At 46.1% G+C, this 20,994-nt stretch carries 15 protein-coding genes; 1 reads left to right on the top strand and 14 read right to left on the bottom strand.

All coding sequences use genetic code 11. The annotated features are described in order from the left end of the window. Positions 1–9: 9 nt before the first annotated feature. From ABIC84_RS12940 to ABIC84_RS12875, 14 genes are all read right to left on the bottom strand, one after another. Positions 10–4,200: a hypothetical protein gene (locus tag ABIC84_RS12940; protein ID WP_429263794.1), complete on the bottom strand. Its 4,191-nt coding sequence runs from the start codon at positions 4,198–4,200 to the stop codon at positions 10–12. Positions 4,201–4,218: 18 nt separating this feature from the next. Then, positions 4,219–6,930: a hypothetical protein gene (locus ABIC84_RS12935; RefSeq protein WP_429263793.1), complete on the bottom strand. Its 2,712-nt coding sequence runs from the start codon at positions 6,928–6,930 to the stop codon at positions 4,219–4,221. After that, positions 6,927–10,223: a baseplate J/gp47 family protein gene (locus ABIC84_RS12930; RefSeq protein ID WP_429263792.1), complete on the bottom strand. Its 3,297-nt coding sequence runs from the start codon at positions 10,221–10,223 to the stop codon at positions 6,927–6,929. The genes ABIC84_RS12935 and ABIC84_RS12930 overlap by 4 nt, the downstream gene beginning before the upstream one ends. A 9-nt stretch (positions 10,224–10,232) precedes the next feature. Beyond that, the gene (locus tag ABIC84_RS12925; protein ID WP_426589479.1) at positions 10,233–10,655 is read right to left on the bottom strand and encodes a GPW/gp25 family protein; all 423 of its coding nucleotides are present in this window, start codon (positions 10,653–10,655) and stop codon (positions 10,233–10,235) included. 3 nt (positions 10,656–10,658) lie between these two features. Then, positions 10,659–10,949 (bottom strand): PAAR domain-containing protein, encoded by a 291-nt coding sequence (locus ABIC84_RS12920; protein ID WP_426589481.1) that lies wholly within the window; start codon positions 10,947–10,949, stop codon positions 10,659–10,661. 9 nt (positions 10,950–10,958) lie between these two features. Further along, positions 10,959–12,710: a type VI secretion system tip protein VgrG gene (gene vgrG, locus ABIC84_RS12915; RefSeq protein WP_429263791.1), complete on the bottom strand. Its 1,752-nt coding sequence runs from the start codon at positions 12,708–12,710 to the stop codon at positions 10,959–10,961. A 6-nt stretch (positions 12,711–12,716) separates the two neighbouring features. After that, complete coding sequence (locus ABIC84_RS12910; RefSeq protein WP_090524172.1) at positions 12,717–13,388, bottom strand: CIS tube protein; 672 nt, start codon at positions 13,386–13,388, stop codon at positions 12,717–12,719. Beyond that, positions 13,388–13,570, bottom strand: coding sequence for a DUF5908 family protein (locus ABIC84_RS12905; RefSeq protein WP_274989442.1), 183 nt, complete (start codon positions 13,568–13,570; stop codon positions 13,388–13,390). The genes ABIC84_RS12910 and ABIC84_RS12905 overlap by 1 nt, the downstream gene beginning before the upstream one ends. Before the next feature lie 4 nt (positions 13,571–13,574). Next, complete coding sequence (locus tag ABIC84_RS12900; protein WP_091171169.1) at positions 13,575–14,033, bottom strand: phage tail protein; 459 nt, start codon at positions 14,031–14,033, stop codon at positions 13,575–13,577. A gap of 2 nt (positions 14,034–14,035) precedes the next feature. Further along, a complete protein-coding gene (locus ABIC84_RS12895; RefSeq protein ID WP_090524162.1) occupies positions 14,036–14,467 on the bottom strand; it encodes a phage tail protein in 432 nt (143 codons plus the stop codon). Between the two features lie 112 nt (positions 14,468–14,579). Next, positions 14,580–16,571, bottom strand: a complete 1,992-nt coding sequence (locus ABIC84_RS12890; protein ID WP_429263790.1) for a phage tail sheath C-terminal domain-containing protein — start codon at positions 16,569–16,571, stop codon at positions 14,580–14,582. Between the two features lie 11 nt (positions 16,572–16,582). Continuing rightward, positions 16,583–18,037: a phage tail sheath family protein gene (locus ABIC84_RS12885; RefSeq protein WP_090524157.1), complete on the bottom strand. Its 1,455-nt coding sequence runs from the start codon at positions 18,035–18,037 to the stop codon at positions 16,583–16,585. A gap of 18 nt (positions 18,038–18,055) precedes the next feature. Beyond that, positions 18,056–19,240 (bottom strand): hypothetical protein, encoded by a 1,185-nt coding sequence (locus ABIC84_RS12880; protein WP_429263789.1) that lies wholly within the window; start codon positions 19,238–19,240, stop codon positions 18,056–18,058. A gap of 39 nt (positions 19,241–19,279) precedes the next feature. Further along, positions 19,280–19,864, bottom strand: coding sequence for a DUF4255 domain-containing protein (locus ABIC84_RS12875; protein ID WP_090524152.1), 585 nt, complete (start codon positions 19,862–19,864; stop codon positions 19,280–19,282). Between the two features lie 408 nt (positions 19,865–20,272). On the opposite strand from ABIC84_RS12875, the gene ABIC84_RS12870 reads away from it, so the two are divergent. Continuing rightward, positions 20,273–20,869 (top strand): FMN-dependent NADH-azoreductase, encoded by a 597-nt coding sequence (locus tag ABIC84_RS12870; protein ID WP_426589495.1) that lies wholly within the window; start codon positions 20,273–20,275, stop codon positions 20,867–20,869. Positions 20,870–20,994 lie beyond the last annotated feature (125 nt).

The raw sequence follows: 20,994 nt of genomic DNA, 5'->3' as shown, positions 1-20,994 counted from the left end.
AGCTCAACATTATTTAACAGTGCCCGGATCTGTAGTACCCGGATCTTTTTTGATAATCTTCGGAGCTATTTTTGGTGTCACAGGAGTTACAGCCGGATCTGCCGGCGGTGTAGCCGCCGGTGTTACAGTTGTACTCGTTTTAATCACAGATGGTTCTGCTTTTGGTGTTACAGTTGGTGTTGGCGTTACCGATGGTGTTACCGCAGGTGTATCCTTAACTGTAATCACCGGCGGTACAGTAGTACCCGTTGGCGGTGTAGTAATCACAGGCGGAACCTTAGTAACTACCGGTGTAGTGGTTTCCGGCGGCAAGTGGGTAAGTACCGGAGTGGTGGTTATAGGAGGCAAAGCAACAGGCGGCGTAGGCGTAAACACGGCACGACACTTCTCAAACTTACCATTCACTGCTGTAAGTGTAATAACTGTATTACGGCCACGCGGAAACTGGCGCATATCAAACACTTTTACTGTGTTTACCTCATTACTGGTAGTTCCATCGTCAAATGTCCATGTAAATTTAAAGCTGCCCGGATTAGGTGTTTTATTTGCTAAAGTAACTGTGGCAGCACCTTTTTCGTTATCCATAGTTACCTTATAGTCAAAAGAGGCTTGTGGATGCTCATGGATCATAAGCGTACAAGCAGGAACCGGTTTGCCGTTCACCATAAAGTCGTTGATGCTAACATCATAAGGGCCTTTCGATGGATCAACAACCCACTGGCTGCCCAGCAATTTCACAGCATCACCGGCTATTTTTGAGGTGATAATACCTGTTGCGGGTTGTACAGCGGTGAAGTTTATATTACCCTGATCTGAACAAACTTCGCTGGCGGCTAACTGTAGGTCTACCGGCTCCTCAGGAATCTCTACTGTAATAGTAACCTGTTCAGAATCGGTACAATCATGGTTATTGGCAGACAAGGTGAAGGTTAGTTTACCATCAGGGAATTTGGCACGAAGATCAGCATATTGGAAGGTAATGTTGTCATCCGGCTTAGCCAGATTAGCATGTACCTGCCCGTCGGGCATTGTCCATGTGTAGGCAAATGTATCACCTGCTGCCTGATTGGTTGTAGCCGTTAGCTGAATAAATACGGCAAACTGCGTGGTGTCACTTATGCTGGCCGCAGGTTTAACAGCCGGATGTTTAAATACGGTAATGGTGCAATCGGTTGGCTGATCATTTACAGTAAATTTAATCTGCTGGCCAAATGTACCGTCTTTAACTTTAGTTGTATCAAAATAGGTTATAGCGTCTTTAGTTACAACTGTAGTTTCAAAACCAGCCGAGGCTTTGATAACGCCATCAGCCGGGCTAACTTTAAACTGCAGCAACCCTTCGTCAGAACATGCTACGGCTTTAGGCAAACTGAGTCCTACCTGTGGCTTAGGCATGATAAATGCTACCGGCGGACAATCGGAACAGCACATATATGGCAGGCAAAAATCGGCAAATACGATATCAGCAGGCACATCAGGGTTTGCAGCTACGGCCCTTGATTTTCCTTGTTCGAGCGCTAAAGCCTGAGTTTTCTTGATCACCTCGGCCTCATTTGTCGGGGTGTATTTACGTTTTGACCGTCTTTCATAATATTTTACAGCATCGGCAATGTCATCATACTCGGTATTTTTGGCGATATAAGCCATCGCGTCGCTATCGCTTGCAAAACCTTTTACAAACTGCTGTTCGCTTTCAAGCGCCTTTAACCTGTCTTCGAGCGGAGATTTGGTTGAAGGGGTAGTTGGACTGGGTGCAGCTACCGCGGTAGCATACACCATTACAAAGGTACCACCCGCCGGCACACCTGCCAGGTGTTCTAACCCGGTATGATTGGCGGCATAGGCCGAGAAGGTAAGCTGTTGCAGCAACTTGGTTTTGCGGTCCTGTATTTCCTTTAATATTACGGCAAGCGCCTGGCCTGCACAGCAATTTTCAGATAAGCGCCATAACTGCAGTTCATAGTCATCTTCGTACCCTTTGCGTACATAGTCGCTTTTAGCAAAAATCTGGCGGCTTTTTTGAGCAGCCGACTTTACTTCATTGCAAAGTTCATCCAGGCGTGCTGTAAAATTATCAATGGTGTCTTCGTCAATATCCACCAGCCTGTCGGGTAGCCACTGGCTTATGTTACGGGTACCGGCTATCATACGCACGGGGATATCAACTGCAATAGCTTGCTCATATGAGCCTGTTGCCGAGGTATCCACAGTTTTACCTGCGGCTTCTGCATAGTCAGAAATACTGATGGCCCCACCCTGCCTGCGGATCTGATCTACATAATAACCTATACTACCTTGTGCTATATTGATATTATTGTCAACCGCGTCGATGCCGCCGTCTATTACATATTTATCGGTGCTTTTATTGATCGCAAATCCGCTGCTTACCTGCTCACGTGCAGTTGCCTGTATTTCGCCGGTATCCGCTGTTTTGGCAGCAGCCATTCGCATTTTAGGAGCGGCTGCTTCCTCCTCATTGGACAATTCCAGTTTCTGCTGGGCCGCCTGATACCGGATCTCATTCGCCACCGAATAACCTGTTTTGGTATTAAAGCTTGAAAAAAACTTGCTTACATCACCATAAAGGCAATTCTGCTCGGCCTGAAAAGCTTTTAATGTAGCTTCAAGGTCATTAAACTGGCAGGCATAATCATCTATATTGATATCGCTAAGCGTTACATCGCCCAAACGAATGGCAACCACATCAAATGGCAGGTTACTGTCCTGCCTGATCTTATCAACCGCGGCAATAGCCTCGGTATATTTTTTACCGATATGCCCTTCAATCCTGAAAAAATTATTGGAGTCGATTGAATAGGCCAGTGGGTTTACCACCATATCATTTGCAGGCGAATAAGCTCCGGCATTATAACCAAGGATCAGCTTATCTGTACCCTGCAGCCACCGGCTATAACTCCATTTTTGAGCCAGGTCAATCGGTTTGCCGTAATAAAAAGGGATAGCCCTTGCCTCTAAAGGTTTACTGTTATCGGTAGATGGTGTTATTTTCACCACCGGGCTCGGAGGCAGTGTAAACCCGCTGCTCATAATATTCAGCCTGTCGAGCAGGTTGATGGCTATATTCAGCTTGTCTTTATTGGCGCTGATAGCCGGCGAGGCATAAAATTTATGGCGATACGGCGTTGGCTTTGCTGTTGGTGTAGTATTTAAAGCTCCAAGCATAATATGTTTGGGGAAGGCGTAAATATTGGGACAGCACTGGTAAATAATGTCTGAAAGCAAGGCACGCAATTCATTGTAGCCGGTCAGCAAATCTTTATAAAAATCATACAGGTACTGTGCCTGCATTGGGGCTGTAGCTTTGCTTAACGTAGTATTGATGTTGGCAACAATGCCGGTAATAGGGTAAACAGACTGCGGATCGAGCGCGAATTTGAATGTATTGTAAAGCGTTTGCACAGCGGTTGATAAACCACCGGCACCATCATTTGCAATTTTTGAAAAGGCAGCGGTAAGCGCCGATGAGGAGGAGGTAGTCTGTTTATTAAAAAACACCCGTTTTGCCGCAAGCACGGGAGCATCAAAGTACGCGTTATAAGCGTTGAAATACTTTTTGTAGATATCGTCATAAATAACCTCCGAACCGGTTTGCTCAATGATCTGGTTCATATCTGCCTGGGCAATGAGCAGTACTTTTGGCTTGGCTACCTGCTTGCGGCCCTGGTTATCACAATCAATAGCCGTACAGGCATCAGGATCTTTAGAATAATACTCCAGGTAAAGCAGGCCGTACATTTCGGTAATTTCCTTACCGGCCTTTGATTTAAAATTGGTAAGGGCAAAACTATCAACCGGGAAAGCGCCCTTATCATCGGGTGTTACCAGCTCCCATAAAGCCATTTGCGCGGCATCGGTGCCCATGGGATAAAACGGCGGATATTTGATCAGCGAATTATCATAGGCCCTGAAGTTTTTATAGGTTGTTTCGGGCATATAAAGCAAATCGCCGTCGGTAGTTACGCCGCAGCCCTTGCCTATGGTTATGCCGTTGGCATCGCCTTTGAAACTTAAGCCGCATACCAGGCCAACACCAATTAAACAGGTACGGGTAAGGCGCTGCTGATCTTCAAAAAAATCTACAATATCATTCAGCTGTTTGGCTGTAAGCACCTGGCTGTCAACAAAGGAGTTATACTCTAAAGTTATATCGGTGAGCTTTATGTTGGTTACTGGTGGCATGGCTTTTTCATTTAGGTTTTAACTGTTATTATTTATGCCGCCCTGCAAGGTGCCAAGGCTGGTTTTGTTCAATATTATCGGGTTGGTTTCCTGGGTATCATCATCGCAATCGCTTAGCTGGCCCTGCTGATAAACAGTGTATAGTTTTTCAAGTACATCAATAAATTTGCTGTTCAATACAGGGTCTATAGGCGTATCGGTACTTACCGCTATGTGTTTGGCAGCAAGCCAATCTTTATAAATCGCTTCAAAACCAACCATCTGATCATGCCCGATGAAACAGATCCGCGGCAAAATATGAGCGGGCGTTTCGGTGCGGATGAGCCGCTCGGCATAGGTGCGGAAAGCTGTGTTACGTAACCTTACGCTATATCCCGGCAGTATCACACAAACCCGGAACGAGTATGGATCAAGCGGCTCACAGTACACGCCATTAGGATCAAGGCATACCGGCATAAACTGGTGATGAGTGCTGTCATCGCCGGTATAATCAAATGGCGGGCGCAGCAGGATATTTTCTATCACGTACATGCCCTCCATCTTGAAATCGTTTTGCATAAATTTGATGATGAACGCAATCTCGGTTTCGATGGCGGCGGCGCTGAACTCCATATCATTATGGGTAAGCAAAGTACCTGCGGAGTTGGCTATATTATAAACATACTTACCCGCGGTAGCTCCAGGACTTAAGCGGTAATTTTCCCTGTCGCAAGCCAGTACGGATACCAGGCCCAGGTCTTCATAAGCATCAATCTCCTTCAGGAAGTTGGCATTACCCTTAAATTTCACCACGCCAAGCTGCGATATTGTCCAGTTGTAATGCAGGGCATCGGCCTTAAACAAAAGGTAATCCTCAACACTTAACTGCTGCATTTTATAATTGGAGAACCCCAGCAGCATGGAGATCCGTTTTTCCATGCCCGATACGTTCACCAGTTGCTGATCCGGTGTTTTGGCGTTGTACAAATCCATCCCGCTGCCGCGACAAATGCTCATCTGGTCATAGTCTTTCAAAAACTTAACCTTATGCCTGATGATGTTGCGCTGGTAATCTTCGCCGTAAATGCGGTACATTAAAAATACGTACTCGTTAAACTGTTCGGCAAAGCGGGCCAGCAAATGGTCGAGGAATTTATTTTTCCGTTCGGGATAGTTGTCCTGCCCGGTTTCTTTAATTACATCATCAACCGTTTTCTCCCATTGGGCATAACCATCCAACAGCTTTTCCGCATCGCGGATGCCATTTACCGCATTACTGAAATAGGTTTTGCGAATGCTGTCATCGGCAGTGAGCAAAATCCGGGCGTTTGAAAGCTGGGCGAAGTAATTGGCCAGCACCTGGTCATAAAACAGCAGGTAGCCTTTAAGCTGTAAAGCCAACGACCGTTGCTTGGTGGTAGCAGTTTCTGGCAGGCCCAGCGGCGAGATACCGTAATTTTCAGGAAACTGGTTTTGCAGGGTTTCATAGTGCCCTATATCCCTGTAATCGCCTTCGGGTACCGGCAAATCAACTATCTTTTTAGCTTCTACGTTATCCTGCCAGTCTTTACGAAGCTGGTTAAGATCGGCCTGGGCTTCGGACTGTTTCAGTTCGATAGGCACCACATCCTTATAAAATGTGAATGATGAATTGGTTTCACACAAAACAGGCTTATGACCGTCCTGCACACACAGCAGCCATTCGTTTGATTTATAGATCTTATCGGCAACCTCGCTCTGCGGCGCGGTACAGCCGCAAAAACCAAAAGAAATTCTTTTCACCAATCGTACACCGTCAATTTCCATGATAATGCGATACAGGTCAGACAAGCGCACCTGGGTACGCAGCTGCGAAGCCGCAAGTTCGGCAGGGATAATGAATCCCTGTTTAGCAAACTTAGTGTCGATGCCCTGGAGATTTTCAAAATCCAACACAGGCCCTTCAAAGATCTCGTCGGGCTGCATGCCTTTATCCAGCAATTCTTTAAGCAGGTAAAATTTAATATCGGGTGTAAGGTATTGTTCAATATTAAACATGATCTGCGCCCAGATCATTTCAGGATCGGCCTGGGGCTGAAGCTCAATTTCGGCGCAGATAACTATTTCCTGGTTTTCAACGGCCTTTACCTGGTCAAGATCCTCACACAACTCGCGGAAGTAATGATATGCCGATTTTATTTGTTTGATGATATCGTCCTGCCTGGCTTTGATCTTGGCGGCATCGCCCCCCAATTCAGGAAAATCCTCAAAATCTATTAGGATATCGTTGATGCCTTTTAGATCGAATTTAACTTCTTTACCGGTCAGGGCATTTTCGCCGGGTTTGGCATAACGAAGCAGCGGTTTACTATCAGGTTGTTTATAGTTAGCTATAATACTATGGGGCGATTTTTTGATCCAGGCATTCCGCACACCATCTATTCGCACAAACAGCTGCCGGTAATCGTCGGGAGTAACCGGGTAGGTTGGCAGTATTTTTATAGCAGATAAAAACTGCTCATGCATACTGACGGTATTATCATGATCAACAGCAAGGATATTTTCTACCGGCAGTGTAATGCGATAGTTAAGATCAGTAAGCGCATAGCAAAGCATCTCAAGCGTAGTAATACCCGGATCATGCACGTTATAATCCGACCAGATGGCGCTGGCCAGGTCGCGGATGTGCTGCATGCCTTCGGTGCGCAGGGTATTGTACTCGGGCCCAAGGCTGGTATCAATTTGTTTCGGTATGGTTAACTGATCAATCATGGGCATGTAGGTATGGTTTGGGTATCAATTAAATGTTGCTTTGCCGATACCAGGATGGCCTTTGAATTGTCTGCCTCCAAAACATCGGGGTTTGCGGGCCCCGATGCTGTGAAGTACATCTTAAAATCGGCTATATAATCAACATAAGGTAGTTCTTCAATAAAGCGGATCACCACACTTTTGTACAGGATGCCGCCAAAATCAATATCGGCATTACGGTTAAAAGCCCAGGGCGACAGGTAGTTGATCACATCGGTGTTCAACTTGGCCGCGTATAGGTTTTCATCCAACCCGAAGTAAAATTTCACCTTAAAATCAAGGATTACCTCCTCATAATCAGGATTAATAGCCAGCAGATCAACATGCATAGAGTTTAAGCCCGACAGGTATTTGGTAATCTCGCTCAGGGTATTTTTGCTCACGCGGGGCTTAAATGGATCAAAACTGATCTGGTTACGGATATCGGGTATGGCCACCACCCTTACGCTGCCCGGAGCAACTTCAATATTGTCGTTGGTATGGTTAAGGCATTTAACCCTGAACACCTGCGGAAACTGCGCCATCACCAGGTGTTCATAATCCCAAATGGTGATAGCCCGGTGTTTATGCCTTAAGCGTTCACTTACCCTCAGGCGGAAAGCGCCATCATCTTCCGGCAGTAAACCGCCAAACGAAGCATATGGCTGGGTGACCGATTTGATTTGCGGCAGCCTGTCGACCAGTTTGCTGATGGTACCTGCGGGCAACCCGGTTTCCAGGTGCGAAAGTTCATTATCATTATCCGCAAATTCGGCTTCGGCGGCCTGCGTATGTACGTTGATGAATTTACAAACCGAATCTATCGTTACTGCAGTTGGCAGTTCAACCCCGAGCCAGGTGAGGCTTTGGTTTAGGAATGTGTTGTTGGTTGTAGCACCTTCGGGGATTAAAAATTTGATGATCCCCGAGCGTAAAAAATCATTGGTATCATCGCTGATGATATTCCTTTTATCCAAAGCAAGCCATTCATTGCCTGATAAATAATACCATTTAGGTTGAATAGTATCCGAAAACGACGGCGCAAGCGCGTCTTCACTGCCCTCGGCTACCTGGAAAAGAATACTGGCTACAGACCCCGTTTCAATACCTGCAATACCTATGTAAAAAGCTGCAAGATCAGGAGCTTGCGGTATGGCTGTGATATTGCCATCAATAAGACCGTGATATTGTTTTTTGAGGAAAGCGTGCTGCTCGGCCTGGCCAAATGGTGTTTCGTGAAAAAATTGGACGTTATGGTTCACGTAGTCATTCAGCAAACCAGGGTTATCATTACTGCCAGTCAAATCGTCAATCTTATTTTTAGCCGATGCCTTGTAATCGAGCTTTAGCGATGCTATTTCGGGAGTATAGGGTTCTTTAGGGATAAGCGCGGCCCTTGTTGTATCTGTCATGGCAGCGGCAAACAATTGCGGATATATACTGTGCAGAAAATCCTTTTCAAGGCTTATACGGATATAATTATCCTTAACTCCTGCCGAAAAATTTTCGGTTTGTGTTTGAACTGTAGTAGCAGTTTGCTGAAACCCAACAAAACCCAGCACCGGGAAAAACATCTGCATTGGTTGCACGTACTGCTGTACCAGCGCCTTTTCGGCCTGCGGCCAGCTACCCTGTTTAAAAGAGCCCGACACATTAAAATACAGGTATTTATTAATAAAATAAGGTGCGGGATTTACCGTTTGCTGAACGCCATCCGGCTTAAGTGTAAAGGTATTATCGAGCACGTTGATCTCACTGCCATCGCTTGGGAACCATGCACCGTTTTTAATATAGGCTACTTTTGCTTTAAAATCACTTTTGGCCGTTATCACCCTCGAAGTCCCCGTGGTATCTGAAGCCTCATTACTGGCGTTAATATTATATGCACCGGGGCTTAATGTCGACTTGAGATAATCTGTACGATAAGCCGTATAATAACTTTTCAGATCAGCAGGTACGCCTTTCCATTCAATATTGGGCGTAATTTCCGTCCAATCTTTTTGAAAGATCTCAGCGCTGCCGATGTATAGGGTTGAACCAACTTTTGGCAGTGCGCCAAAGGCAAAAAAGGGCTTTGATGGATCAATTTTACCGTTATCATTTTCAACGGCCAGATTTTTCATGCCTTTCACAGTCACATCTATCTGCACATTATTGAGCTTAGCTTTACTCAGCGCAACATAAACAGGATAGGCATTATCCTGAACGCTCATCAGCAGGCGTATTACCGGGAAATCGGTTTTATAATTTTCTTTATGAATAGCCTGATCATAGGGCACAACAGCCTTAGCCTTTGCGGGTATATTTACTGTAATAACAATTTGCTGCTGATTAACCTTAAAGGCATCTGTAGTTGGAAAATCGGCCTGCAGCCATTCTTTTTCGGATGTTAAAAAAACCTTAAACAGTTGGGTTAATATGGCAGGATCAATAGTAACAAGCCCGGTAAACTTAAGTGTTAAAGTTATAGTACGGTCCCCTTCGCTCATGAGCAATACCTTTGATGCAAAAGCAAAGCCCATTGATGCCGTTGGCCAGCTTTTACTGCCAAAAGGGTTCCATTTAGGTACATCGTCTTTAAAAGGGGTACCCAGACCATCGGCCGAGAAACTAACATCGGCATAAGCCACCTTTTTATCCGCCGGCGATTGGTACCAGCTTTTCATGGCCGCTATAGTGGCGCTGTTTACAGCCAGCTCTGCGTTTGTTTTAAAAACAACCGGTTTGGGTTTGGGGCTTTTATCTTTACCGGCATCAAGTGGTGTGCCTTCCGGCAACAGGAAACCGGTGAGGTTACGGGCCAGTTCAAATATAACGTGTACCTTGTCAGGTACTTCGGGGCGGTTACGCAGTTGCAATACCCGCTTAAAGTAAAAATCAAGGTGCCGGCCGGTAAACTGGTTCAATGCGTCTTCTGAGTGTTGCAGCAGCATAATAAAACACATGAACAGCGCCAGGTGTGGCTCTACATCGCTTTTAATGCTTGGGTCGGGAAAACCCAGACTGGCATTCTCCATTTTAACCTCAACCTGCTTCAAAAAATCCTGCAGCGCTTTTTTATCCTGGATAAAAAACGATTTCCAATCGCCCTGGGGGTAATTGCTGTCTTTCAGGGTATAATAGTTTATTTTATCGGCATAAGCAGCCGCGAACGTCAGCCAGTCTTCCATGCCCAATTCCTCAATTGGGGCGTAGGCTGGGTCAAGCGCTTTCAGGAAGCGCTGTGACTGGCTTGAGCCATCACGTTGAAGCGGATTTTTATCGTTACAGGCCATGGTTAGTTCTTATTGGTTGGTAGTTATGCTGGTAACATCATTTTTATAATAAGGGAACACGTAGTTGTACCTTGAATTGGTGGTACGTACCGTGTAATTGAGCTTAATAAGCAAAATCCCTTCGTTATCCATACTGGTGTCAACCTCGGTGCTGTTTAGCGTTATCCTGGGTTCAAAATACAGTATGGCGGTTTCAATCAAATCTTTGATATAGGTTTTGAGGGTAAGGTTCACAGCTTCAAAAACTATCTTTTGTAAATCGCACCCGAAAGTTGGCTGCATAATGCGCTCGCCGAGCCGGGTGCTGAACAGTATGCCCAAACTGCTCTCAATATCGGCCTCGTCGGTAAGCATTTCAATTTTACCGGCAGCCTTGTCAAAGCTTGGCGGGAAGCTCCATCCCCTGCCTATAAAAGGTATTTTTGGTTCCATTGATCAGCCTCCGATTATTACTGTTGGGCAGCCTAACACTATTGATCCGCCATGGGCTGTGCTATCGCCCATGCGGGCGGCGGGTTTCCCCCCTATCAGCACCGTTGCCGAACCCATGATTATCGAATCGGGCGGACCGGCGCAAGTACATATATCGCCCACGCATACGGCCGGCATACCGCCAATAAGCACCGTTGGTACCCCCGGCCCTATTACCGGCCCGCCTACGTGAGGTGAAGGCCCGTTGAACATAGGGCATACGTGCATATCGCCTATCCTTGCTGCTGCTGCCATTTTTTGTTATTAGTTTATTTGTACAATTGAGCCTTTCAGTGCCGCCGTACCGCTTGATTTTACTTCCACACTGGCCGATCCTTCGGCCGAAAGGGCGGTATTGGCTTTCAGACCCAGGTTCATTCCTTCGGCGTTAAAATCCTGCTGAGCCTTAAGTACAAGTTTGCCCTGGGTTTCGATGGTGATGCCATCGCTGTTCATTTTTATCGAGTTGTTGTTCTCATCCTTTAACTCAATCGCCCCGGCATCCTCGTCCATGATGATCTTTTTCCCGGCCGGTGTTTCGATGGTTACCGATTTTTTATCGTCATCAAAAATGAGCTTCATTTTGCTGCGGGTTACAAAACCCTTTTGGTTGTTGGCGTCGGCCGCGGTTAAAGGAGCGTTTTTATTACTGCTGTTAAGCATGCCCAGTACCACCGGTTTACGAGGATCGCTGTTTAAAAAACCAACAATTACCTCATCCCCAACTTCGGGCAAAAAGAAACTTCCGCGTTCCTTGCCGGCATCCAGAGTTGCTACACGCGCCCAAATCCCCTGATCATCAGCGCTGATCACCGGCATACGTACCAGTATGCGGCATTCACCATCAGGATCACTTTCCAATTGGGTTACAACGCCAATCTGCAACCCGGGCACTGCCTGGATCAAAGCCGAAGCGGGCTTTATACTGGTTTCAAACTTTTCGGTAAACCACTGCGGATCCAAACCAAACTGTACTTCCAGTTGCCAGTCACCGGCTGAGATATGATGCTGAATGTGGCTTACAAAGGTGTTGCCGTTAAACCTATCGCTCAGGTTACTGAGTTTGATGATCATCCCCGGTTTCACTGTATGGATGCCTTTAAATTTCACCCTGCCCCTCACTTTTGAAAGCACCTGTTTTTGCTTGAGCGATGTTGCCCAGGCCTGCAATTCGGGCTGCGAAAGCTTACCGCTATGATTGAGGTGATAGTTGCTTTCGTTAAACACCCCTGCCAGGTCATCGGCTGTCAGGTTACCATTCAGCTCGCCCGATGGCGGGTTAGCATCAACCTTTTCAATTTCCTGCGATGCCGGGTTCCAGGTGCGGCCGGTTATGGAAGGGAACTGGATCCTTGAATCAATCTCGGCATCCAACTCTAGCATGGTAGCGCCAAATGATAATTCCACAACCGCGGGGCCGCTTATTTCCGGCTTTTTGATGGAAAGGGTATTATCATCGGTATAAACCAGCATCCCGTTCAGTTCAGCGCGGCCGGTTATGAAATCCCAGTCGGTGGCTTCGTATTGCACCAGGTCGCTGGTGGTGATGTTCATATCGGCAACATCGGTGCTTAAACCGCTGTAAGTGCCAGCTATAGTAGTTATAGCATCGCTGTCCTTCACGTTTTCGCCAAAATACTTGCTATGGCGGGCAAGGGTCATGGCAATGGCCTTATCGCGGCATTCGATAACCAGTTGCGAGCCACTGTTGCGCAGCTTGATACTATGTTTGATAACCACCCCTTTAAACAGTGTGTAGTTATCTGATTCATAACCACAAAGGATCTCGATGTTTTTCCCCGGTATAAATAAGTCGCCGTTGCTGGCATCAAACTTTTGAGCCGAGGTATCACCATCAATGATCACCAGTTTGGCAGCTGCTATTCTGTTTACGCCTTTATCAATCACCATAGCCTCCACCTGCATAGTGCGGGGTATGTCGGTGCCCTCAATTTTTACAATCGGGGTAACAACGGTACTTGGCCGGGTGGTTTCTATGGTGCGGCTATCTGCCATGATCTGTTATTGATTTAATGGTGGAAATTTGAGCTTTGTGCCTGTTTTAAGGTACCTGAAATCGTTGAGGCTGTTTGCCCGGGCTACTTCTATGTAATACTTTGAATCACCATAGATCTGGTAGCAGAGCAGCGGCAATGTGTCCCCTTCGTTAATTACCCTGACTTTTGTTAAATCGGGCGACTGGGCATTTTCTTTAGCTACCCGCTTTTTGTCCTCAACCGAACCAATGAACGAAGCTTTTACAATGGCCCTGAGCGGGCGGCCCTGGCTATCAAACAGTTTATAGCTGATATCCATTGTTTCCAGGGCACCGTCAAACTGAAGCGTTCCCCAATAGATACTTACAAACCTTGGCCGGTGCTTATCGCCCTGGTATTCGATGATGAGCTTTTGCAGGTTATCGATATCCTCGTCAACCCCTAACTCACCGGCGGTAGCACCATTGATTACCCCGGTACGATCGAACATCAGCTCGAAATCCATCTTCTGGGGCTCAATTTTGGAAAACTTGGGCAGCTTGCCCGAGGTTCCCTGCGCCTGCTTATCAGAATACTTGATCTCGATCTTCTGGCTGTAGCTTTCGGGGTTAACCTGTACCGTCATAGAGCCTTCTTCATTTTTGCTCTTCGGATCGGACCAGGCCACGATCTTCATTTTGGTTACGTTATCGGCCATTAGCGTTCGTTTTTATTTTTCAAAATCTCCAGTATCTGCTCCACGCATTCGGCAATGATCTCATCTTTATCACCGCCTCCGCCGCCACTACTACCACCGCCACCCGAGGGTTTTGAATCCTGTTCGGCAGGGCTTTGGTTTACGCTCACGCGGATGTTCAGTTCTCTGATCTCAATTGGCATAACATCAGGTTTGAAGGGTGTAATACTGGTATTGCAGCTCAAAGCTTTCAATTGCGATGCTATTTTGCTCGGCATTCAAATCGCTCAGGCTCCATTTTTTGGGCCAGGCTTGCACTACGTTCCAGGTTAAAAGCGGATCATGTTCTTCATTAAGCAGGCTTACGGTCAGGTCTTTGGGTTCGATAATAAAATTATTGAACACATTATTACACCAGTCCATCAGCAATTTCGATTCGGTTATGAGCCCACGTTTCAGCACCAATGCCGGAAACTTAGCCCTTACCGGCAGCGCGTGTTCAAAACGGTTTTCGCCGCCCTCCTTTTTGGATTCTGTTTCCATCTCCATTGAAAGGCCCGATACGTTCTGGAACCGGCTGTCGATTTCCTCATCGCCAATGCCCGTAAACACCACCTTAAAGTGAAAACCTAAAGGCGGATAACCCGATTTAGCGTCGAAGGCCATGATTAGCCGTTTTTGATGGTTAAACCTTCGTGTGCAACCTCAAGCGTTTCAATTGCGGCCTCGTTGGCATCAGCCTTCAAATCGGCCGACTGGATCTTAACCGGGAATGCATTTTTTACCGACCAGGTAACTACCGGCTGATGCTCTTCGTTAAGCAGGTTAATAGTAAGGTCGCGCCGATCTATCTGGTTTAGTTTTACGGTGTTCATCCAATCATAGAACTCGTTATCATTAGCAAATGTGCCGCGTTTTAGGGTGATGTTACCGTATTTGCGCATGCCGGGCATTTTTACCTTATTGTATTCCTTGCTGCTGCCTTCGCGGTATTCAACCACTTCGGTTTCAATTTGTAAGCCAGTTACTTCGGTAAAACCGATGCGTGTGCCACCCCAGTCAACCTGGAAATGGAATTTGGGTAGAGGATAATTTGCCATTTTATTTGTTTTAAATGAAATTCATTGATTTATATAGAACCTATTAATTAGCTTCAAATCAAGTAATTAATAGCTTTAAGCTTTATGCATTCCGCTTTAAGCTTTTATACAATTAACTCTCCTGCATTTTGTGTGAGAAGCGGAGGATGATGAACTCGGCAGGCCTTACTACAGCCATACCAATTTCAACTATCATGCGGCCCTCCAAAATGTCAAGTGCGGTCATGGTTTCGTTAAGGCCAACGTGTACAAAAAATGCGTCTTCGGGTTTAGCGCCCTGTAAGGCACCGGCACGCCATTGCAGCGTTAAAAAGTTCTGGATCATTACCCGCACCTTTGTCCAGGTGTTGGCATCATTGTTCTCGAATACAAAAGGATAAGTAGCCTTTTTAACTGATTCTTCAACCATGATAAAGAAACGCCTGACAGGGATATAGCGCCATTCATTATCATTACCTGCTAAGGTACGCGCGCCCCAAACCAAAGTGCCCCGGCCCGCAAAAGCCCTGATAGCATTGATTGATTTACCGGTGGCAGTAACATTCATATCGTCCTGGTCGCTGTTGTCAATTTTCACAGCGGGGCCTATCACATTGTTAAGGCTTACGTTGGCAGGTGCTTTCCAAACACCCCGGGTACCGTCAACATTGGCATACACCCCTGCTATTGCCCCTGACGGCGGAATAGTGCTCATTTTTAGCGTTATTGCCGAGTTGGCGGCACTAAAAAATACATTCCCTGAGAATAAAGCCTGCTCGGCAAGGTTTTCATAAAACAGGGCACCGTTTATTAATGCGCCAAAACCAGTTAAAATGGTGGCAACGGTATCCTGCAGTGCCTGTACGATGGAAAGCGCACCGGCTGCATCCTTGGTAAAGTTGTCTGCATTGGCAGCTACAGCCGCATAGTTTGAGTTGGCTAACCAGGGTGTATTATCCAATACCGAATAAACAGGCGCTGGATTGCGGCCGGCGGTTGTGTTAGCAGCAACCTTGGTATTTTTTTCGTAGGCAATAAGATTGGTGATGGCAGCGGCAAGTTTTGCATCTTTACTCAATGCATCAATGTCTTTGCCGTACAACGCACCAACAGCGGGTGCATCTTTAGCCTTTTTACCCGCGGTAACAATGGCGGCCAACAAATCGAGGTAACTGGTCAGCTGTACATCGGGAGTTATGTTTTTGGCAATATTATTTGCCAGTGCGGTTAACTTTGCTTTAACGGCATCAATGCCACCAACCCTCAACGCAGTTGCATCGGCAGCGTTGCTAAATACAGATCCGATTACTTTATCAGTGTCCTTGATAGCATTTTGCAGGTTGGTGACCAACGCCTTTTCATCAGTGCTTTTTGAAAAGCCATCATAATTCGTGATCTTGGCCGGTACCCCCGCATTGTTCCAAAATTCCATCTGCCTGAAATCAACATTGACATCATAAGTGGTTATAATCCAGGGATAATAAGCCGCGCCATAGTTGAGATTGTTGATCCCTATCGAGCTCCGGAAATCATCAATAGGCTTATTGCTAACATCCTGGCGTTTATCGCCCTGCAGCACATCAAGTATCGAAAACCTATCCTGCATAGAAGCGCACAGGCCCAACGCTTTGGTTTGCAAACCGCTAAAGGCAACAAGGTCGGGGTTACCACCGTTTACCAGCTCAACCGCGTCGGGAAACAGGATCAGTGTAGGCTCATCCTCGGCCGATAGGGTATCGATACCTCCTGATAAAGGCGGCGCTGTTACTGCAGATGAGAAATCTCCCACCGAAACGATATAGCATGGCCCGCCGCCATTGTCAAAATATTGCCTGAGTGATACATACAAATGAAACCGTTTATCGGGTACTACGTTCAGGATCTGGTTTGTAGCCGGGTTAACCGTAACCTTTATGGTTGCCGGTACATAGCCGCCGCCAAATAAACTTTCAAACTCAAGCAATGATTTTATACGGGTTGGCACATTTACCAATGATTTGCCTTCGGGGGTTAATGCAAAAGCTGTAAAACCAATAAAGGCGGGTATAGCGGTTTCAACCTGGGCAACTGATGGCGGAAACAGTGCAATTTCCTGCACGTAAACTCCGGGTGTTTTATAAGCCATGACTAATTGATTTAAGATTGAACCATTTTATGACTGAAACGAAGAATGATGAATTCGGCCGGGCGAACCACGGCCATGCCCACCTCAACAATGAGCCTGCCCTCCAGTATATCCAACGAGGTCATGGTTTCGCCAAGGCCAACGTGTACAAAGAAGGCATCCTCGGGCTTGGCGCCCTGTAAAGCGCCTGCACGCCATTGCAGTATTAAAAAGTTGGCTATCATACCACGTACTTTCGCCCAGGTATTACCATCATTTGGCTCAAATACAAATGGTTGTGTCGAATTTTTAACCGATTCTTCAACCATGTTAAAGAAACGCCTTACAGATATGTAACGCCATTCGTTGTCATTACCTGCCAGCGTACGTGCTCCCCAAACCAATACACCCTTGCCCGAAAATGCCCTGATGGCATTTACTGATTTACCGGTACTGGTAACGTTCATATCTTCCTGGTCGGCGTCATCAATTTTAACCATTGGGGCCACAACCATGTTGAGACTTACATTTGCCGGCGCTTTCCAAACACCGCGGGTATTATCAACAGAAGCGTATACGCCTGCTATTGCCGCTGCCGGAGGTAAAATAACCGAGAACAGGCTGGTTTGCTGTTTGATATAATTATACAGATCGCTATTTAAGTGATAGATAGAATTGGCTGTATTGGCATCGTCGCGCAGAACGGCAGTGGCCGGAAAATCCGTTGGTGTAACGCCTGTTCCGGAAACAATCAACTGTTTGCTTTCATTGCTGAAATAGTTGATGCTGGTTTGCAGCCATGGATAATAGGCAGCACCATAACTAAGGTTATTAACCCCGATAGCCGTACGAAACGCAGTTGCAATATCACCAAACGCTTTTTTCCCTTTATCGGCGACTGCCACATAGGGGTCAATAAGTACCACCCTATCCTGCAGAAATGCAGCCTGGGCCAATGCCGCGGTAAACAAGCCATAATAATCTGCAGGTGCGGTAAGGGTTACGGCATCGGTAAACAGCAAGATTGTGGGCTCGTCTTCCTTTTGAACCGCGGCAAGCGCGTTACCAAGCAAAGCTTTGTCAACATTAACAGCTGCACCAGTTTGGCCTGCCGAAACAATGTAACAAGGGCCGCCGCCATTGGCAAAGTAAAGCTGCAGGCAATAGTACATCCTGAATTTCAGGGTTGCGTAAGGATCGTCAACCGCGGCATCAAATGAAAATACACCCGCCGCCTTTTTGATCTTGATACCGGTTGCCGTTCCGGTAGTGGTGAACAAGGTATTCTCGGCAAACCCAAAGATCTGCTCATACTCTTTAAGCGATTTGATCCTGACAGGGTTGTACTGCAGCGATGCCCCGTTATAGCTAATATTTTGTGTGTAGCCTATAAAGGCCGGGATAGCCGTTTCAACCTCGGCTACCGATGGAGGTAGGAGCGGAATTTCTTCCACGTAAACACCCGGAGTTTTGTATGTTGTTGCCATATTATTGTTTTTTACTTCCTAAAAAAATATGTCTGAAAAAATCTGGTTGGTTTCTGGTTTAATAAGTGATGCCGTTGCATTGGGCAGGTCGATAGTGGTTGGATGATTATTTTTATCCTTCACTTTTACAGTAATAAACCCCTGCCGGGTAAGGGGCAGCGCGTTATCAGTCACCGAAGCCGCCCCAAAAGCTTTACCTATATAGCGCCAGAAGGTTGCCCGGTTTTTAAACCGTAAGCTAAACACCGGCGATTTAAGCGTAGTATCCGCCTGTAACAGGTTATAAGTCGCACCGCTTGTTTTAACACAGATATCAATAAAAGCCCAGGCCGACGCATCCATACTATAGTAAAAAGGAAAATCGTCAGTATAACCTGTAGTTGCCAAATGGGCGGTATATAAACCTTCCGGCAAATTGCCCATATCAGCTTTGATGATATTCAAAGGCCCGGTTTCCACACTGCTGGGCACGTTTACCACATTGCCAAAGCGATCTTTTATAGTGAGTAGCGGGGTTTTATTTGCCACCGTTACCTGGTAAGTAAATATGCGTCCAAACTGGCGGATCAAATCGTTGTTACTTGCGTAGGCCAGCGGTTTTCCGCTTACCAGCGGATCAGTTACCCAATTGCCCGCCGGGGTAGCGCCTGCTGCCGGGTCAAGGTTATTCTTTTTTTGGGCGATAAATAATTTAGTTGGCGCAGCCTGGTTGTCAACCAACATATCGCCGGGGTAGTAGTCGGTGGCAGCTTTGTACACATTTGGTGTCGCCGTTAAAAACGGCGCCACACGCGGCGAATACAAAGGGTCGTTGGTAAAAAAGTATACCATACCATCCGGCGCCTTTAAAGGCAGTGAGCTATAGTTCGCAAAAAGCCCGTCGTTAATAGCCATACTAAAGCTAAATACGGTGTTATCCGGCGGTACTATCTGCGGCTGTTCCTTCGTGCCGTTTAAAGTATACGGAATGCCGGTAATAATGCCGGTTTCGGTCTGTTTATAAACCATGTGCAAGCCTGCGAACTTTGCCCTTGTAGCTTTAGTAGGCGTTACGCTCATGAAACTGCCTATATCATAACGCTCCAGCATGGCCAGGCGCGCGTCGGCACTCAGCGTGTCAAAGAGTGTGATCCCGTCATCCAGGTGATAATGATGACGGATGTCAACCTCAAAAAGCGTTTCGTAGTTCAGGTTCAGTACCATCGGGTTTATAATTTACAGGTTAATCGCCGGCACTAATCGTTAGCTCAGTTTATCGCTCAATTCTATCTTTTTAATGATGCCTCGTGTTTCGGTCACATTATCGCGCAGTATTTCAATCAGCCTGACGCGGTACAATACATATGGAAATTGTTTGCCGCCCAGTGTGCTCCACAGGTAATTGGCCTGCTCAAATGTGGGCGAGTAGATATCAAGTATGAGGCGAAAATCGCCGAGGCCTACTTTCGTGGTCGGGCTGTTTTGTTTGGTAAAAGTGCTCTTCCCCTGAAAAAATTCGACGATATGAGACAGGAAGATCAGTGATTTTTCATAAGAAGAATGCAAACAAGCCGAAAACAAAACATACAGGTTAAGGTACATTGGCGCGTTGCGATAGTTAATATCATCGCCGTTGCGTACATAATTGGGTATGTTTTTCATGGTAAACTCTTCGGATATATTTACCAGCGTTACCAGGATATTTTCAAGTCCTTTGATCTCATCATCGCTCAGGTGGGCCACGTTTTTAAGCTGGGTGAAGCTTGAGCTGAGCCCGCTGTTCCCGTCGGTTGTTTTGAGATAGTTATTTAACTGCTCGGCTAAAAAACTTACGGTTTGGTAAATCATGATAATTAGATGTTTATAGGTGGTTGCAGTCCCGCTGCTGATGTTAATCCAAAGTTGGGCATCAGGCTTTAGTAACATGCAAGTGTATGCACGTTAATTACCACGTATTTATACGTAATTAAAACACGTATAAATACGTGGTAATGAATAGGTTAAAATAACACAAAACCTTTAATCTATAGTTAAAACGGGCTTTTTTTGTTTAAGCATTTGCCGCCAAACAGGCCTAAGTTTAAAAACAAGGAATTTTGGCGATGCGCGGATCTGAACATTTCCGGTACTCCTGAACTTCAGATAATTCTCCGAAAGGCAAGTACTACTATCCTAAAGGATACCGGTATCATTTAGGATAGTAGTATCTTTTTGATAGTCATGAGAGGTAATTTTGCTGCTACAAAATATACAGCAATGAAAATATTACATCTAATCAGCAGCCCCCAGGGCGAAGCATCATTCAGCGTAAAGTTGGGCAATGCCATTGTTAGTGAACTGCAATCGCACAACCCGGATCATACTTTAATCACACACGATTTAACAGCCACGCCATTCCCGCACCTGGAAGAAGCACACCTCACCTCTTTTTATACTCCTGAAGAAAAAAGGACACCGGAGCTTGCTGAAGCAGCAAAAAATTCGGACGAGGCAATTGCCGAACTCATGAGCGCAGATGCTTTGGTTATTGATACACCGATGTACAACTTCGGTATTCCATCAACCTTAAAAACGTGGATTGACCACATTTGCCGCGCGGGCAAAACTTTCAGCTACGGCGAAAAAGGACCCGAGGGTTTGGTTAAAAATAAAAAGGTATACCTGGCCATCTCATCGGGCGGTGTATACTCCGAAGGCTTTATGAAACCATACGACTTTACCGAGCCTTATTTAAGAACAGTTTTAGGCTTTTTAGGAATGACAGATGTAAAAACCTTCAGGGTTGAAGGGGTAAAAGTGCCAGGTCTGCAGGAAACAGCTTTGGATAAAGCGATAGAAGCTATTGAGCTTTAATTTAAACAAAAACGGGAGGCTTTAGCTTCCCGTTTTTGTTTAAACTTATAAATGAAGCTATCATTGCCGTTGACTTTAGTCAACGGTGAAAGCAAAGAGCAAACGGGCTTTAGCCCAATTATAAG

The sequence above is a fragment of the Mucilaginibacter sp. 3215 genome (genome assembly GCF_050433785.1).
In the GTDB taxonomy this organism is placed as follows: Bacteria; Bacteroidota; Bacteroidia; order Sphingobacteriales; family Sphingobacteriaceae; genus Mucilaginibacter.
The sequence above is the reverse complement of the archived record's forward strand: the minus strand, read 5'-3'. Positions and strand labels throughout refer to the sequence as shown.

Excerpts from the sequence above, each read along its gene's own strand:
- ABIC84_RS12905 (WP_274989442.1), bottom strand. The coding sequence starts at position 13,570 with ATGCCAATTGAGATCAGAGAACTGAACATCCGCGTGAGCGTAAACCAA.
- ABIC84_RS12880 (WP_429263789.1), bottom strand. The coding sequence starts at position 19,240 with ATGGTACTGAACCTGAACTACGAAACGCTTTTTGAGGTTGACATCCGT.
- ABIC84_RS12900 (WP_091171169.1), bottom strand. The coding sequence starts at position 14,033 with ATGGCCTTCGACGCTAAATCGGGTTATCCGCCTTTAGGTTTTCACTTT.
- ABIC84_RS12930 (WP_429263792.1), bottom strand. The coding sequence starts at position 10,223 with ATGGCCTGTAACGATAAAAATCCGCTTCAACGTGATGGCTCAAGCCAG.
- ABIC84_RS12870 (WP_426589495.1), top strand. The coding sequence starts at position 20,273 with ATGAAAATATTACATCTAATCAGCAGCCCCCAGGGCGAAGCATCATTC.
- ABIC84_RS12890 (WP_429263790.1), bottom strand. The coding sequence starts at position 16,571 with ATGGCTTATAAAACACCCGGAGTTTACGTGCAGGAAATTGCACTGTTT.
- ABIC84_RS12940 (WP_429263794.1), bottom strand. The coding sequence starts at position 4,200 with ATGCCACCAGTAACCAACATAAAGCTCACCGATATAACTTTAGAGTAT.
- ABIC84_RS12910 (WP_090524172.1), bottom strand. The coding sequence starts at position 13,388 with ATGGCCGATAACGTAACCAAAATGAAGATCGTGGCCTGGTCCGATCCG.
- ABIC84_RS12925 (WP_426589479.1), bottom strand. The coding sequence starts at position 10,655 with ATGGAACCAAAAATACCTTTTATAGGCAGGGGATGGAGCTTCCCGCCA.
- ABIC84_RS12935 (WP_429263793.1), bottom strand. The coding sequence starts at position 6,930 with ATGATTGATCAGTTAACCATACCGAAACAAATTGATACCAGCCTTGGG.
- ABIC84_RS12920 (WP_426589481.1), bottom strand. The coding sequence starts at position 10,949 with ATGGCAGCAGCAGCAAGGATAGGCGATATGCACGTATGCCCTATGTTC.
- ABIC84_RS12885 (WP_090524157.1), bottom strand. The coding sequence starts at position 18,037 with ATGGCAACAACATACAAAACTCCGGGTGTTTACGTGGAAGAAATTCCG.
- ABIC84_RS12895 (WP_090524162.1), bottom strand. The coding sequence starts at position 14,467 with ATGGCAAATTATCCTCTACCCAAATTCCATTTCCAGGTTGACTGGGGT.
- ABIC84_RS12875 (WP_090524152.1), bottom strand. The coding sequence starts at position 19,864 with ATGATTTACCAAACCGTAAGTTTTTTAGCCGAGCAGTTAAATAACTAT.
- vgrG (WP_429263791.1), bottom strand. The coding sequence starts at position 12,710 with ATGGCAGATAGCCGCACCATAGAAACCACCCGGCCAAGTACCGTTGTT.